Annotated in this window: 11 protein-coding genes and 1 pseudogene; 3 read left to right on the forward strand and 9 right to left on the reverse strand. The window is 70.9% G+C overall.

Annotated elements, in window-relative coordinates:
* Nucleotides 1-72 precede the first annotated feature (72 nt).
* The 3 genes and pseudogenes from OG861_RS29405 to OG861_RS29415 all read right to left on the reverse strand — a co-directional run bounded on the left by OG861_RS29405 (nucleotide 73) and on the right by OG861_RS29415 (nucleotide 4,258).
* A complete protein-coding gene (locus OG861_RS29405) occupies nucleotides 73-951 on the reverse strand; it encodes an isocitrate lyase/PEP mutase family protein (protein WP_329192389.1) in 879 nt (292 codons plus the stop codon).
* A gap of 315 nt (nucleotides 952-1,266) precedes the next feature.
* Entirely contained in the window at nucleotides 1,267-3,096 is a 1,830-nt protein-coding gene (locus tag OG861_RS29410) for a hypothetical protein (RefSeq protein ID WP_329192387.1), read from the reverse strand.
* Between the two features lie 284 nt (nucleotides 3,097-3,380).
* Nucleotides 3,381-4,258 (reverse strand): annotated as a pseudogene (locus OG861_RS29415) (alpha/beta fold hydrolase).
* A gap of 180 nt (nucleotides 4,259-4,438) precedes the next feature.
* Here OG861_RS29415 and OG861_RS29420 point away from each other — a divergent pair.
* Nucleotides 4,439-4,927 (forward strand): carboxymuconolactone decarboxylase family protein, encoded by a 489-nt coding sequence (locus tag OG861_RS29420; protein WP_329192383.1) that lies wholly within the window; start codon nucleotides 4,439-4,441, stop codon nucleotides 4,925-4,927.
* An 88-nt stretch (nucleotides 4,928-5,015) separates the two neighbouring features.
* Here the strand turns inward: OG861_RS29420 and OG861_RS29425 are convergent, their stop codons facing one another.
* Together OG861_RS29425 and OG861_RS29430 are read right to left on the reverse strand one after the other, a co-directional pair.
* Nucleotides 5,016-5,423, reverse strand: coding sequence for a thiol-disulfide oxidoreductase DCC family protein (locus tag OG861_RS29425; protein ID WP_329192381.1), 408 nt, complete (start codon nucleotides 5,421-5,423; stop codon nucleotides 5,016-5,018).
* Nucleotides 5,424-5,470: 47 nt separating this feature from the next.
* Nucleotides 5,471-6,055, reverse strand: coding sequence for a TetR/AcrR family transcriptional regulator (locus OG861_RS29430; protein ID WP_329192380.1), 585 nt, complete (start codon nucleotides 6,053-6,055; stop codon nucleotides 5,471-5,473).
* 138 nt (nucleotides 6,056-6,193) lie between these two features.
* Between OG861_RS29430 and OG861_RS29435 the strand changes: the two genes are divergently transcribed.
* Nucleotides 6,194-6,925, forward strand: coding sequence for an SDR family oxidoreductase (locus tag OG861_RS29435; protein ID WP_329192378.1), 732 nt, complete (start codon nucleotides 6,194-6,196; stop codon nucleotides 6,923-6,925).
* Nucleotides 6,926-7,039: 114 nt separating this feature from the next.
* On the opposite strand, the gene OG861_RS29440 is transcribed toward OG861_RS29435, so the two are convergent.
* Complete coding sequence (locus OG861_RS29440) at nucleotides 7,040-7,720, reverse strand: TetR/AcrR family transcriptional regulator (protein ID WP_329192376.1); 681 nt, start codon at nucleotides 7,718-7,720, stop codon at nucleotides 7,040-7,042.
* 166 nt (nucleotides 7,721-7,886) lie between these two features.
* Between OG861_RS29440 and OG861_RS29445 the strand changes: the two genes are divergently transcribed.
* Complete coding sequence (locus OG861_RS29445; RefSeq protein ID WP_329192374.1) at nucleotides 7,887-8,918, forward strand: medium chain dehydrogenase/reductase family protein; 1,032 nt, start codon at nucleotides 7,887-7,889, stop codon at nucleotides 8,916-8,918.
* A 79-nt stretch (nucleotides 8,919-8,997) separates the two neighbouring features.
* On the opposite strand, the gene OG861_RS29450 is transcribed toward OG861_RS29445, so the two are convergent.
* From OG861_RS29450 to OG861_RS29460, 3 genes are read right to left on the reverse strand one after another with little or no spacing between them, the layout of a single operon-like run.
* Nucleotides 8,998-9,903, reverse strand: a complete 906-nt coding sequence (locus tag OG861_RS29450; RefSeq protein ID WP_330261910.1) for a hypothetical protein — start codon at nucleotides 9,901-9,903, stop codon at nucleotides 8,998-9,000.
* A gap of 29 nt (nucleotides 9,904-9,932) precedes the next feature.
* The gene (locus OG861_RS29455; protein ID WP_329192370.1) at nucleotides 9,933-10,802 is read right to left on the reverse strand and encodes a hypothetical protein; all 870 of its coding nucleotides are present in this window, start codon (nucleotides 10,800-10,802) and stop codon (nucleotides 9,933-9,935) included.
* A gap of 21 nt (nucleotides 10,803-10,823) precedes the next feature.
* Nucleotides 10,824-11,708 (reverse strand): hypothetical protein, encoded by an 885-nt coding sequence (locus OG861_RS29460; protein ID WP_329192368.1) that lies wholly within the window; start codon nucleotides 11,706-11,708, stop codon nucleotides 10,824-10,826.
* Nucleotides 11,709-11,809 lie beyond the last annotated feature (101 nt).

Raw genomic sequence — 11,809 nt, forward strand, 5'->3', positions numbered from 1 at the left:
GCCGCGGGGCCCCGCGGCCGTCGGCCGGCGCGGCTGAGGCGAGCCGGACGGCGGGCCGCACCCGCGCACACGTCACACGCTGACGTCCGTGCTGTCGCGCGCCGCCGGGACGGGGTGGTGACGGCTGATGTTCCGGGCCAGCAGCCTGGTGGACTCCGCGACGCCGATCGCCCCGCCGTCCTCGCCACCGGGCAGGCGCCCGTCGGCCAGGCGGAGTTCGGTGAGCGCGGTGTCCATCGCCCGGTGCGCGGCGAACAGGCAGGGAGTGCTGTAGATCGCGACGTCGACGCCGAGCTCGTCCAGCTCGCGGAGCGAGAGCCGCGGGGACTTGCCGCCGGCGATCTGGTTGAACATCAGCGGCTTGCCGCCGACGACCCCACGGATCCGCTCGATCCACTCGACACTGCGGACGCCGTCGACCAGGACGACGTCGGCGTCGGTGGCGGCCAGGGCCTGCGCCCGCTCGATGATGTCGGCTTCCTCCGTCGCGTCGGTACGGGCGACGACCACGAGGTCCTTGCGCGTGGCCAGGACCATGCCGAGCTTCTCCAGGTACTCCGCCAGCGGCAGCACCTGCTTGCCGTCGGCGTGCCCGCACCGCCGGGGGCGCTTCTGGTCCTCCAGGATGACGCCGGAGGCACCGGTGCGCTCGAGGCCCTCCACGACGTGGCAGGCCACTTCCGGATCGACGTAGCCGTCGTCGATGTCGACGAGGAGGTGATGGCGGGGGAAGGCGCCGCGCAGCCGTTGGACGAAGCCCATCATGTCGGGCCAGGCGATGAATCCGATGTCGGGCAGCCCGTAGTAGGAGGCTGCGAAGCCGAACCCGGACACGAAGATCCCGTCGTAGTGCCCGGCCGCCACCGACGCCGAGTACATGTCGTACACGCCGATCAGGGGGGTGGTGCCGGGCTGGGCGATCTGCTGTCGCAGGGCGTTGCCGTAACTCATGATCAGGTCCTCCTGGAAAGGTGGGGCATCGAAGCCCGGGGCAGCGACCCGCGGCGCTTTACCCAAAACTGATCATTCCGTGACCATCTCTCGACGATGGTTCCTACGGCGGTCCGCTCACGCCAACGGCGTAGCCCGTTCACCGCAGAAACGTCCCTCCCGGGGTCCCTGCCCGCCCCGCCGCACACCCGCTGCTGCGCGCGGACGCCGGCGCCGCGCTCTCGAAAGCCAGGAGCTCGCGTCGACAAAGCCAGGAGCTCGCGTCGACGTCGGGGTCCCCGGCGACTGGTCAGGTGCACGGGTCAGGCGAACCGGTCAGGCGCTGTCGGGCCAGGAGAACCCGAGCTCCGCCGCGCGCTCAGGGCTGCCGCCGCACACCCGTCCGTAAGTCTTCGGGTCCTCTTCGGCCAACCGGCGCAAGGCGGCGGCAGCTTGAGCCTCGGGCGGGGTCCCGTCATCGGGGATCACCCAGCAGAACTGGAGCGGGCTGTCGGCTCGCTCAGGCCTGCCGGCCGCCGGCCCCGGCACGTACCAGAAGGTCACCTCGGTCGTGTCGGGATGCCGGAACCCGCTGCTGATCCGCCCCCGCCTGGCATCCCACCGGCCCAGCAGCTCCGGGTTCTCCCTCAGCCCCGCCTCGATCAGGCGCGCCGTGGTGCGAGCCGGCCAGGACCAGGACCGGTCGGTCTCCGCCCGAGCGATCTCCGCATCGTAGGCGGAGGCGTCGAACCGGTAGTCGGGCAGCTCGGATGCCGCCGGTCCACCAGGAGCCGGCACGGTCTGCGACCGCCGCCAGTTCTCCCACACCACGTGGTCGCCGTCCCGCCTGATGGTGACGTAGAGCGCGCCGCAGCACCCCTCGGTGCAGCCGGCCTCCGCGAGTTGCACCTCTCGAGGCTGCGCTGCCGCCCGCAGCATGCCTTCGTCCAGCAGGTACTCGGGCCTGTGGGCGGGACCGAGACCGAAGACTGCCGGAACCAGTGGACGGCCGTCGATGAGAATCCGGGTCTCGACGGGTTCCCGGTCCGCGGGGTCGCCGGCCACGACCTCGATGCGCAGCCTGCCGGGCGCCTCCGGGCGCTCGAACGGCCGTCGTCCGGTGCGGCGGATCCATCCGGCCCGCAGGCGCTGGTCCGGCTCGCTCGCTCCGGCGCCGGCCATCACCCACCGGGGCTCGCCCCTCAGCCTTCCGAGCGAGTCGAGAAGCGCGGCGCGCCGACCGGGCGGCCAGTCCAGCAACGCTGCGGTGCCACTGCTCAGGTTCAGGGCGAGAGACAGCAGCATGGCGGCGTTGTCGAGCGTGGGCGGCAGCAGGTCGGCTCGCGTGACGACGCTGTCGTAGACCCGCAGCGCGTCACGGTAGGCGCGCAGGCCCGCCGGGTCCTCGTACGAGGACCCGATCCGGACGAGCAACCTGCCCGCCCGGGCGAGCAAGTCCGTATCGCCACAGTGGTGGTCGAGCAGGTCTGCCAGCCGGCAAGCCTCGGCAACCCGGCGGGCTACCACGCTGCTGACGTGCCGGGGAGAGGCGGGGTAGGCGACCAGTGCCGTGTGTACGGCCTGCCGGTTCCCCTTCCGCAGGGCCCGGATGAGCGGCTGCAGCCCCTCATCGCGGCCGTAGAGCGCGAGCCACACGACGGCGGCGGACGGGCGGTCGAGGATGTCGAGCGCTTCGACCGCCGCACGGTTGAACTCCCGGAACAGGCCGAGGACGGAGAGGTACGGGACGTCCTCGGGCTCACCGCAGCGCCGGAGCAGGGCGACACCTGCGGTGACGGTGGCCACGGTCGTCCCGGACCGCGTCAGCTGCCGTCCCAGGGCACGTGCCGCGTCCAGCTGCTCGGCGGGCAGAGGCATTTCGGCGACAGCGGAACGGATCTGACGCCCGTGGCCGGCCCGGATGCCGAGTCGCACGAAACGGCGGTGCAAGCCGGAGAGGCCGTCCGGGAGCGGCCTGAGCGCTTCGCGGACGGCGTTCGCCGCCTCTTCCCGGGCAAGGGGGCCCCCGTCGGCCGCGGGCTCCCGGGGCAGCGAGAAGCCGCGTGGCGGCGGAACTCCATCGGGCGACTCCCGCAGCAGGTGCAGGGCTTGGTCGTACAGCGCGGGCGGGAGGGTGAGCGCGTTGCGCTCTTCCTGGGCGCTCACCGGGCGGGGCGGGACTCGATTCGGTAGGTCATGCGGGCAGCTTGCCAGCCGGTTCGTGCTGTGTCGAAGCAATTGGCGCTTCCGGTGGCCGCGGTCCCACTCCCACCGCAGCTGCGCGTACGCCCACCGGACCGGGATCCGCACGGGCCCGGACCGCAGTTGCCGCCGGCGGTGGTCACCTGCACGGACCTGAGGACAGTGAGCCATCCGATGGGGTGCGCGAGGTGACCGGGGCGGCTCCTCCTCCTGCCCGTCCGGCGCCGTAATCCTCGCCGCGACGCGGGCTAGGCCCCGTGGGCCGGCTCCCCGGGTCGCATGGAGGGACTCAGCCCTCCGCGAGCGAACCGGTCGAGTGCCCGGAGCACCTGGGCGCGGGTCGTGTCGCTGCCGAGGTGGCCCGCGTCGCTGACGACGATCAGCTCCGCGTCCGGCCATGCGCGGGCGAGTTCCCACGCGGTGTGCAGGGGGCTGCCCATGTCGAGCCGGCCCTGGACCAGGACGCCGGGGATGCCGGTCAGGCGGTGGGCGTCGCGGAGCAGGGCGCCTTCCTCCAGCCACGCGCCGTGGGAGAAGTAGTGCGCGCAGATGCGGACGAAGGCCAGTTGTGCGGCCGGCGGCCGGGCGCCGTACGGGTGGGAGGCGCCGTTCGTTTCGCCTGACAGGACCGCGTCCTCCCAGGCGCACCAGTCGGCCGGCCCACGCCCCGGTAGAGCCAGTCGATCTCCGAACGCCTGGTGGTGGTGACGGCGGAGATGACCATCTCCGACACCCGCTCCGGGTACGTCTCGGCGTAGGCCAGGATGAGCGTGGAGCCCCACGAGCCGCCGTACAGCAGCCAGCGGTCGACGCCCAGGTGCTCCCGCAACCGCTCCATGTCGGCGATCAAGTGCCGGGTGGTGTTGTGCCGCATGTCGGTCGCCGGGTCGCCCGCGTGCGGGGTGCTGCGGCCGCAGCCACGCTGGTCGAACAGCACGACCCGGTACCGGTCCGGGTCGAAGTACTGGCGTGCCCCGGGCCCGCATCCCGATCCGGGTCCGCCGTGTACGACGAGTGCCGGTTTGCCGTGCGGGTTGCCGCAGGCCTCCCAGTACACGTGGTTGCCGTCGCCGACGTCGAGCATCCCGTTCTCGTAGGGTTCGACCGGCGGGTACAGCTCTCCCATGTGAAAACTCCTTCTGGCAACCGCATGCAACCGGAACAAGACCTGTAGCAGACAACGCCGCTCCGCAGAACAGGGATCCCCGGAAGCTGCTCGCCAGGCGGCTGTCACATCCCGTCGCTCCCGTTCGTCAGTGTCGTGGAGCCGCCGAACGGGCCGCTGCCGATGCGAAGGAGTGCAGTCATGACGAAGACCTCGATCTCCCGGATGCCGAACCCGGGTCAGTTCGTGCCGGAGCTGAGCGACATCAGCGCCGCTTTCTTCCGGGCCACGGGAAACCGCTCGGTGCCGCGCACCACGATGAGCCTCGTCCACCTGCGCGCCGGGCAGATCGTCCGCAACACCTACCTGACGATTTTGAACACCGCCTTCCTGCGCAAGGCGGGGGAGTCGGAGGAGCGCATCACGGCCGTTTCCTCGTGGCAGGACGCCCCCTGCTTCACCGACGCCGAACGTGCCGCCCTCGCACTGGTGGAGGCCACCCTCCAGCCCGCGCCCCACGGCAAGGAGCGCGTTTGCGACGAGCTCTACGCCGAGGTGGCGAGGCATTACGACGACAAGGCGCTGGCCACCCTGACCATCGCCATCGGGCAGATCAGCTTCTTCATCGCCCTGGCCGTCATCGGCAAGCCCCAGCCCGTCACCTCCCTCGCCGACGGGCAGTGGGACTGACCCGAACCTCACGTCGGACGGGCGCTGGAGGAACCGGCCCAGCTGACCCGACCAAGCTGATTCGGGGCGCTGTCCGCTGGGGGAACGCTCAGGCCGGCCGCTGGGGCGAAGCTCGGGCCGGCCGCTGCGGGGGCGCGGCGCAGGCCGGGGTGCCACCCGGCAGCCGGCCACGGTTGTTCGCGACGAGCCGGTAGGCGGCATGGGCGATCCAGCGCACGGGGGTCAGGGTGAGGACCGCCCCCAGGACTCCCCACGCACCGCCGGCACGCAGCAGCAGCTTCGCCACCGCCTGGGCGCCGCCGTACACCTGACCGTCGGGGGTCACCCACAGCGCCTCGTACTCGGCCCGCTCCTGCGAGACACCGAGGGAGTCCAGGTCTGCGAACTGCCACGCGGTGAACTCGCAGGCGGGGCGGAGCAAGCGCTGCGCCGCACGGGCCGAAGTCGTACAGAAGCCGCAGTCTCCGTCGTAGACGAGCACCGGACGCGTTCTCATGACCCTATGGTGCCCCGTGTGCCGCCCGCACCTGACCGGAGTTCCCTCTAGCCGAGCGGCGTCGGCGGGGGACGCAGCCCGTCAAGGGTGAGGTCGAGAAGGCGTTCGGCCTGCTCCCGGAGCTCGGGCGCGGCCGAGGTGAGGGCGATGCCGGCGAGGGCGGCGAACATGTCGCCCGGGCTGATGTCGGACCTGATCGCCCCCGCGGCCTTGCCCGCCGCCATCAGGGAGGACAGGGCGTCCTGGATCAGCGTGCGGCTGTCCGCGTAGGGATCGCTTCCCGCGGCGAGTACGGCTCGCATGGCGTCGGCCATGCCGATCTTGGCGGTGGCGTAGTCGATGAAGCGGCGCGTCCAGGCGCGCAGCGCCTCAAGGGGCGGCATGGACTCCAGGAGGGCGGGGGCGGAGTCGCACAGCCGGGCCACCTCGTTGCGGTAGGCCGCCTCGATCAGGGCCTCCCGGGTCGGGAAGTTGCGGTAGAGGGTGCCGGTGCCCACGCCCGCCTCCCTGGCGATGCGCTCGAAGTGCGTGTCCAGGCCCTCCTCGGTGAACAGGCGCACCGCCGCGGCGAGGATCTTCTCCCGGTTGCGCTGGGCGTCGGCCCTCAGTGGACGTCCTGCGTCTGCGGCCATCAACGGCTCTCCCTGCTCGCCCCATTGTTAAGTGGAGGTGTCTCCGGTTACGGTGGTGAAGTGGCGGCGCCTCCACTTTCACCTTAGGGCATGCATCAGCCTGCCCGTGTTCCTCCTCCGGAAGGACCATCACCGGTCATGTCAGGAATCGAAGGCAAAGTCGTCGCGATCACGGGCGCAGGCAGCGGCATCGGTGAGGCGACCGCCCTCCTGCTCGCGGAGCGCGGCGCGAAAGTGGTCCTCGGCGCCCGCCGCCGAGAGCGTATTGAGGCTCTGGCCGCCCGCATCGAGAGTGCCGGCGGCGAGGCCGCCTGGTTGCGCACGGACGTGACGCGCCGCCAGGACCTCTGCGCCCTCGTCGACCTCGCCCGCGCCCGGTACGGCAAGCTCGACGTCCTCATCAGCAACGCCGGCGTCGGCCTGATCTCCCGCCTGGACGACCTGCGCGTCGAGGACTGGGAAGAGATGATCGACGTCAACCTCAAGGGCGTCCTCTACGGCATCGCCGCGGCCCTCCCCGTCTTCCGGGCGCAGGGCTCAGGACACTTCGTCCACACGGTGTCCACCGCCGGACTGCGTGTCGTGCCGCTGCAGTCGGTGTACGCCGGTACGAAGAACGCCGTCCGCACGATCTCCGAGGGGCTGCGCCAAGAGGCCGGTGACAGTCTGCGGGTAACGGTCGTTTCGCCCGGAGCCGTCCGCACCGACTTCACGGAGCGCATGGCCCCTGAGGTGAAGGCCGGGATCGACACGATGATGGAGACGGCCCTCTCGCCGGACGCGGTGGCCCGCGCCATCGCCTTCGCCGTCGAGCAGCCGGAAGGTGTCGACGTCGGCGACATCGTCGTGCGCCCCACGGCGCAGAACTGATGGCGCAGAAATAACGGCGGAGAACTGACGGCGGGACTTCGAGCGGTGGAGCGAGTGCCGTCAGTGGCCGGCAGCCCCCGCACGCCGGGCGGTCAGCGTGCGGACACCGTGCGGTCAGCCGGCGGTCAAGCTGCCCAGCTCGGACTCGAACAGCAGGTCGGGGTCGAGGCCCATGCCGGTGAAGTGGCCCGCCAACTCCAGGGAGAGCGCGCCGTGCAGGCGGGTCCAGAACGCCAGGGCCAGGCGAAGGTTCGATGGCGGGGCGTCCGGGTGGTCCCCGGCCCACTCCCTGTGACCGGCGGCCAGGTGGTCCTCGAAGGCGCGGGCCGGAGGGGCCGGGTCGGGCTGCGGCCCGGCCGCGGCGCAGGCGTCCAGCAGGACGGACATCATCTCCGAGGCGATCGTGGTGATGTCCTGCGGCGCGTGATACCCGGGGACCGGGGTGCCGTACACGAGGAAGTAGCGGTGCGGGTGCTCCAGGGCCCAGCGGCGCAGTGCCCGGGCGAGCGCGGCGAGATCCGGGCCGCCGCCCGCTCCCTCCGTGGAGCCGAGGACGCCGGTGAAGGCGTCGGCGAGCGAGCGGTACGCGTCCCGGATGAGTTCGGTGATCAGCTCGTCGCGGTTGGCGAAGTACCGGTACAGCGCCGGTCCGCTCATGCCCATCTGCTTGGCGATCGCATTGAGGGACAGCGCCGAGGCGCCGGAGCCGGCGATCTGCTGCCAGGCCTTCTCCTTGACCTCCTCGCGTACTTGCTGCCGGTACCGCTCACGAGGGGTCTGCGTGCTTGCGGACATGCCCGTCGCCTCCCACTGCCCAACACCAGAATTGGTTAGAGGCTATCACTATCGGCAAGGGCCATTAGTGATCCGGCGCATCTGCCCTTGACATCCGCGAGGCAGGCACGCAGTCTAGTTACACCTTCTAACGAACACGAGAAGCAGTAACCAAGCGGAGGTCGTCATGAGCACCATGGAGCGGATCGAGATCGTCCTGCCGGGCAAGGTGGAGCCGGAAGGGCTGGAGTTGCACCGGGGTCCGCTCCCGAGGCCGGGCGCAGGCCAAGTGGTGGTCGCGGTGGAGGCCACCGGAGTGTCCTTCGCCGAGCAGCAGATGCGCCGCGGCCGCTACTACGACCAGCCCCCGTTCCCCTTCGTTCCCGGATACGACCTGGTGGGGACCGTGCTGACCGCCGGCGCGGGCGTCGCCCCCGGACTGCTCGGCAAGCGGGTGGCCGCCTTGACGAAGACCGGCGGCTGGGCCAGCCACGTAGCCCTGGACGCCGCCGACGTGGTCGAGGTACCCGCCGGCGTCGGCGCGGCGGAAGCGGAGACCGCGGTCGTCAACGGCATCACCGCCTGGCAGATGCTCCACCGCAAGGCCCGGGTCCGCGCCGGCCAGACCGTCCTGGTCCACGGCGCCAACGGCGGAGTCGGCTCGATCCTGGTCCAGCTGGCGCTCGCCGCGGGCGCCCGGGTCATCGGCACCGCCTCCACCCGCCACCACGACGCGCTGCGCGCGCTCGGGGTGACCCCCGTCGACTACCGCTCCGGCGACGTACCCGCCCGCGTACGGGCACTCGCGCCCGGCGGCGTGCACGCGGTGTTCGACCACGTCGGCGGCGACGGCATCACCGACTCCTGGCGGCTCCTCGCCCCCGGTGGCACCCTCGTCTCGTACGGCAGCGCCGCCACCCGCGACGACGAGGGCTCCGGCGCGTGGCCGGTGCTCCGGCTCCTGGGCCGGGTGTGGCTGTGGAACTGGCTGCCCAACGGCCGTCGCGCCTACTTCTTCAACGTGTGGGCCGGGCGCGCCTACGCAAAGGGCCGCTTCCGGGCGCGCCTGCGCTCCGACCTCACCCAGGTGTTCACGGCCCTGCAGCGCGGGGAGATCACCGCCAAGGTCGCAGCCGAGATCCCGTTGGCCCGAGCCGCCGAAGCCATGCGCCTGGCCGAGTCCGGCACGGTCGCCGGAAAGGTGGTCCTCGTCCCCTGACCCGGCCGCGCCCGGTCCACGCCGGAGGGGCGGGGTGCGCGTCGCACCCCGCCCCTCGTCATCCGCTGTGCGGGACCGGTCAGACCTTGCCGTAGGTGCCGGTGGCCCACAGGGCGCCGCCCAGGCCAGGGCCGCCGTCGGACTTGTACACGACGAAGTTGCCGTCGTCCTGGAGCAGGGCGTAGGCGCCGGGGTTGTCGGCGGTGCCGGCCCGCCAGGCCACGTTCTTCTCGTCGAACCAGTCGCGCAGGCTCATGTCGCCGTCGGCGCCCATGCGAAGTTCCATCGTGTAGTAACCGGCCGCGTAGGTGGCGCTGTTCCAGATGGCCTTGCCGTCGCTCTTTCGGTACATGACCAGGTTGTGGTCGCTCTGGAGGACCAGCCACACGCTGCTGCTCTGCGCCCAGTCGCCGTCGAACCAGTAGCGGTACTCGTGCACCGCGTCGTTCGCGCACAGTTTGGTGGGCCGCTCCCGCCTCAACGGCGTCCAGTGCAACCCCATCTGGCCTTCCTTACGGCCTATGACCTTGAAGTTGCCGTTCGCCTCCAGCTTCGCCTGCGGCTTCATCTCGGTGTGGTCGCCGTAGGTCGCGGTGTGCCAGATGCCGCCGCCGGTCTGGGCGCTGCCGCCTTGGCGGTAGATGACGAAGTTGCCGTCGTCCTGCATGGTGGCGTACGCGCCGGGGTTCCCGTACGTGCCGCTGTTCCACAGCGGGAGCCTGTAGCCGCCGGGGTTGCCGAGGGCGTAGAGCACCAGGTTGCCGTCGGGCTGCATGACCAGTTCGGTCACCTGGGTCGGGTTGGTCATCTTCTCGCCCGGAGCGAGCCGCTGGCCCGTGTTCAGGACCGTTTCGCGGACGTCGTAGGGCCTGTCGCACTCGGCCGGCCCGGAGGGGGCGGCGTGTGCCGAGGCCGGGCCCAGGGCGGTCAGGGCCGCGGCGGCGAGCAGGGATGTGAACGCACTGCGGAGCAGGCGGTGGCGCATGGTCGGTTCCCCCGTGTTCGGTCGGACGATCAGATCTTGTTGTACGTGCCGCTGGCCCACAGGGCGCCGCCCTTGCCGGGCCCGCCGTCCTTCTTGTAGACGACGAAGTTGCCGTCGTCCTGGAGGAGGGCGTAAGCGCCGTTGTTGCCGGCCGTGCCGGTGCGCCAGCGGACCGTCTCGTTCTGCCCGAACTCGTGCAGGGACAGGTCGCCGTTGTCCCCCATATCCAGGGTCAGGGCGCTGCGGTTGCCGTACGTGCCGCTGCCCCAGATGGCCTTGCCGTCGCTCTTGCGGTACATGACGAGGTTGTTGTCCTTCTGGAGGACCAGCCAGACGCTGGCGGACTCGGCCCAGAAGCCCCGGTCCCAGGACATGTCGGTCGAACACACCCTGACGTGCCGCTGGATGGTGTCGGTCGACCAGTACCAGTCCTCGCTGCGGCCGCTCACACTGAATTCGCCGTTGTCCCTGATCGAGGCATTGACGTAGTCGTTGGCCCGGTTCCCGTAGGTCGCGGTGTTCCAGATGCCGCCGCCCGTCTGGGGGCCGCCGTCCTTCTTGTAGATGACGAAGTTGCCGTCGTCCTGCATGAGCGCGTACGCGCCCGGGTTTCCGTACGTGCCGCTGTTCCACAGCGGGAGCTTGGTGCCGCCGTTCCCGATCGCGTAAACGACGAGGTTCCCGTCGGGCTGCATGACCAGCTCGGGCTTGCCGGGTGTCGGTACCAGGCTCGCCCCCGACGCGAGGCGCTGGCCGGGCCGCAGATCCTCGGAGCGGCCGGTCGCGCTGGTCATGCACTGGCTGGGATCGGTGGCCGACGCCACCCCCGGGACCAGGACGGTCACGGCGGAGGCGGCGAGCAGGGATACGAGCGCTCCGCGGAGCAGGTGGTGTTGCATGGGTGTTCCCCCTGTGGCGTGTCAGATCTTGTTGTAGGTGCCCGTGGCCCAGATGCCGCCGCCCTTGCCGGGGCCGCCGTCCTTCTTGTAGACGACGAAGTTGCCGTCGTCCTGGAGCAGGGCGTAGGCACCGTCGTTGTTCGCCGTACCGGTCCGCCAGCGGACCGTGCCGCGGCCTTCCTCGACCAGGGTCAGGTCACCCCGGTCCTTGGGGGCCATCTGCAGGGTCACCCGGTATCCGCCCCCGTACGTACCGCTGTACCAGATGGCCTTGCCGTCGCTCTTGCGGTACATGACGAGGTTGTTGTCCTGCTGGAGGACCAGCCAGACGGTGGCGGACTGGGCCCAGTTGCCCGTCCACCAGCCCTCCGCGGCCGTCGCGTACTCCGAGCAGAACCAGGCCTGGCGCTCCGAGCTGCGGGTGGTCCAGTGCTGGTTGCTGCGGCCTTCGACGAGGAACTCGCCCCCCATGAGAGAGGCTTCCACGGACCCGGTCCCGGAGCCGTAGGTCGCGGTGTGCCAGATGCCGCCGCCGGTCTGGGGGCTGCCGCCCTGGCGGTAGATGACGAAGTTGCCGTCGTCCTGCATGGTGGCGTACGCGCCGGGGTTCCCGTACGTGCCGCTGTTCCACAGCGGGAGCCTGTAACCGCCCGGGTTGCCGAGGGCGTAGAGCACCAGGTTGCCGTCGGGCTGCATCACCAGCTCGGTCGTGCTGACCTTGTCGACCAGGCGGGCTCCCGGTTCCAGACGCTGGCCGGGGTAGATCGTCGCGAGTACGCCGCTCTTCCGCCCGCTGCAGGCCGGCGGGGCAGCAGCGGCCGGGGTGGCGGTAGCCGGGACCAGGGCGGTCAGGGCGGAGGCGGCGAGTACGGATACCAGCGCTCTGTGGCGCGTGCGGGTGCGCATGGTCGGTTTCCCCCCAAGGAATGTGCACTTCTTCGACCGGACCGGTCATGTGCGCTCCCTTTTTACACCGCTGCGCAACGAAGTGATCAATCGAATACTTC

The organism is Streptomyces sp. NBC_00539 (assembly GCF_036346105.1).
In the GTDB taxonomy this organism is placed as follows: domain Bacteria; phylum Actinomycetota; class Actinomycetes; order Streptomycetales; family Streptomycetaceae; genus Streptomyces.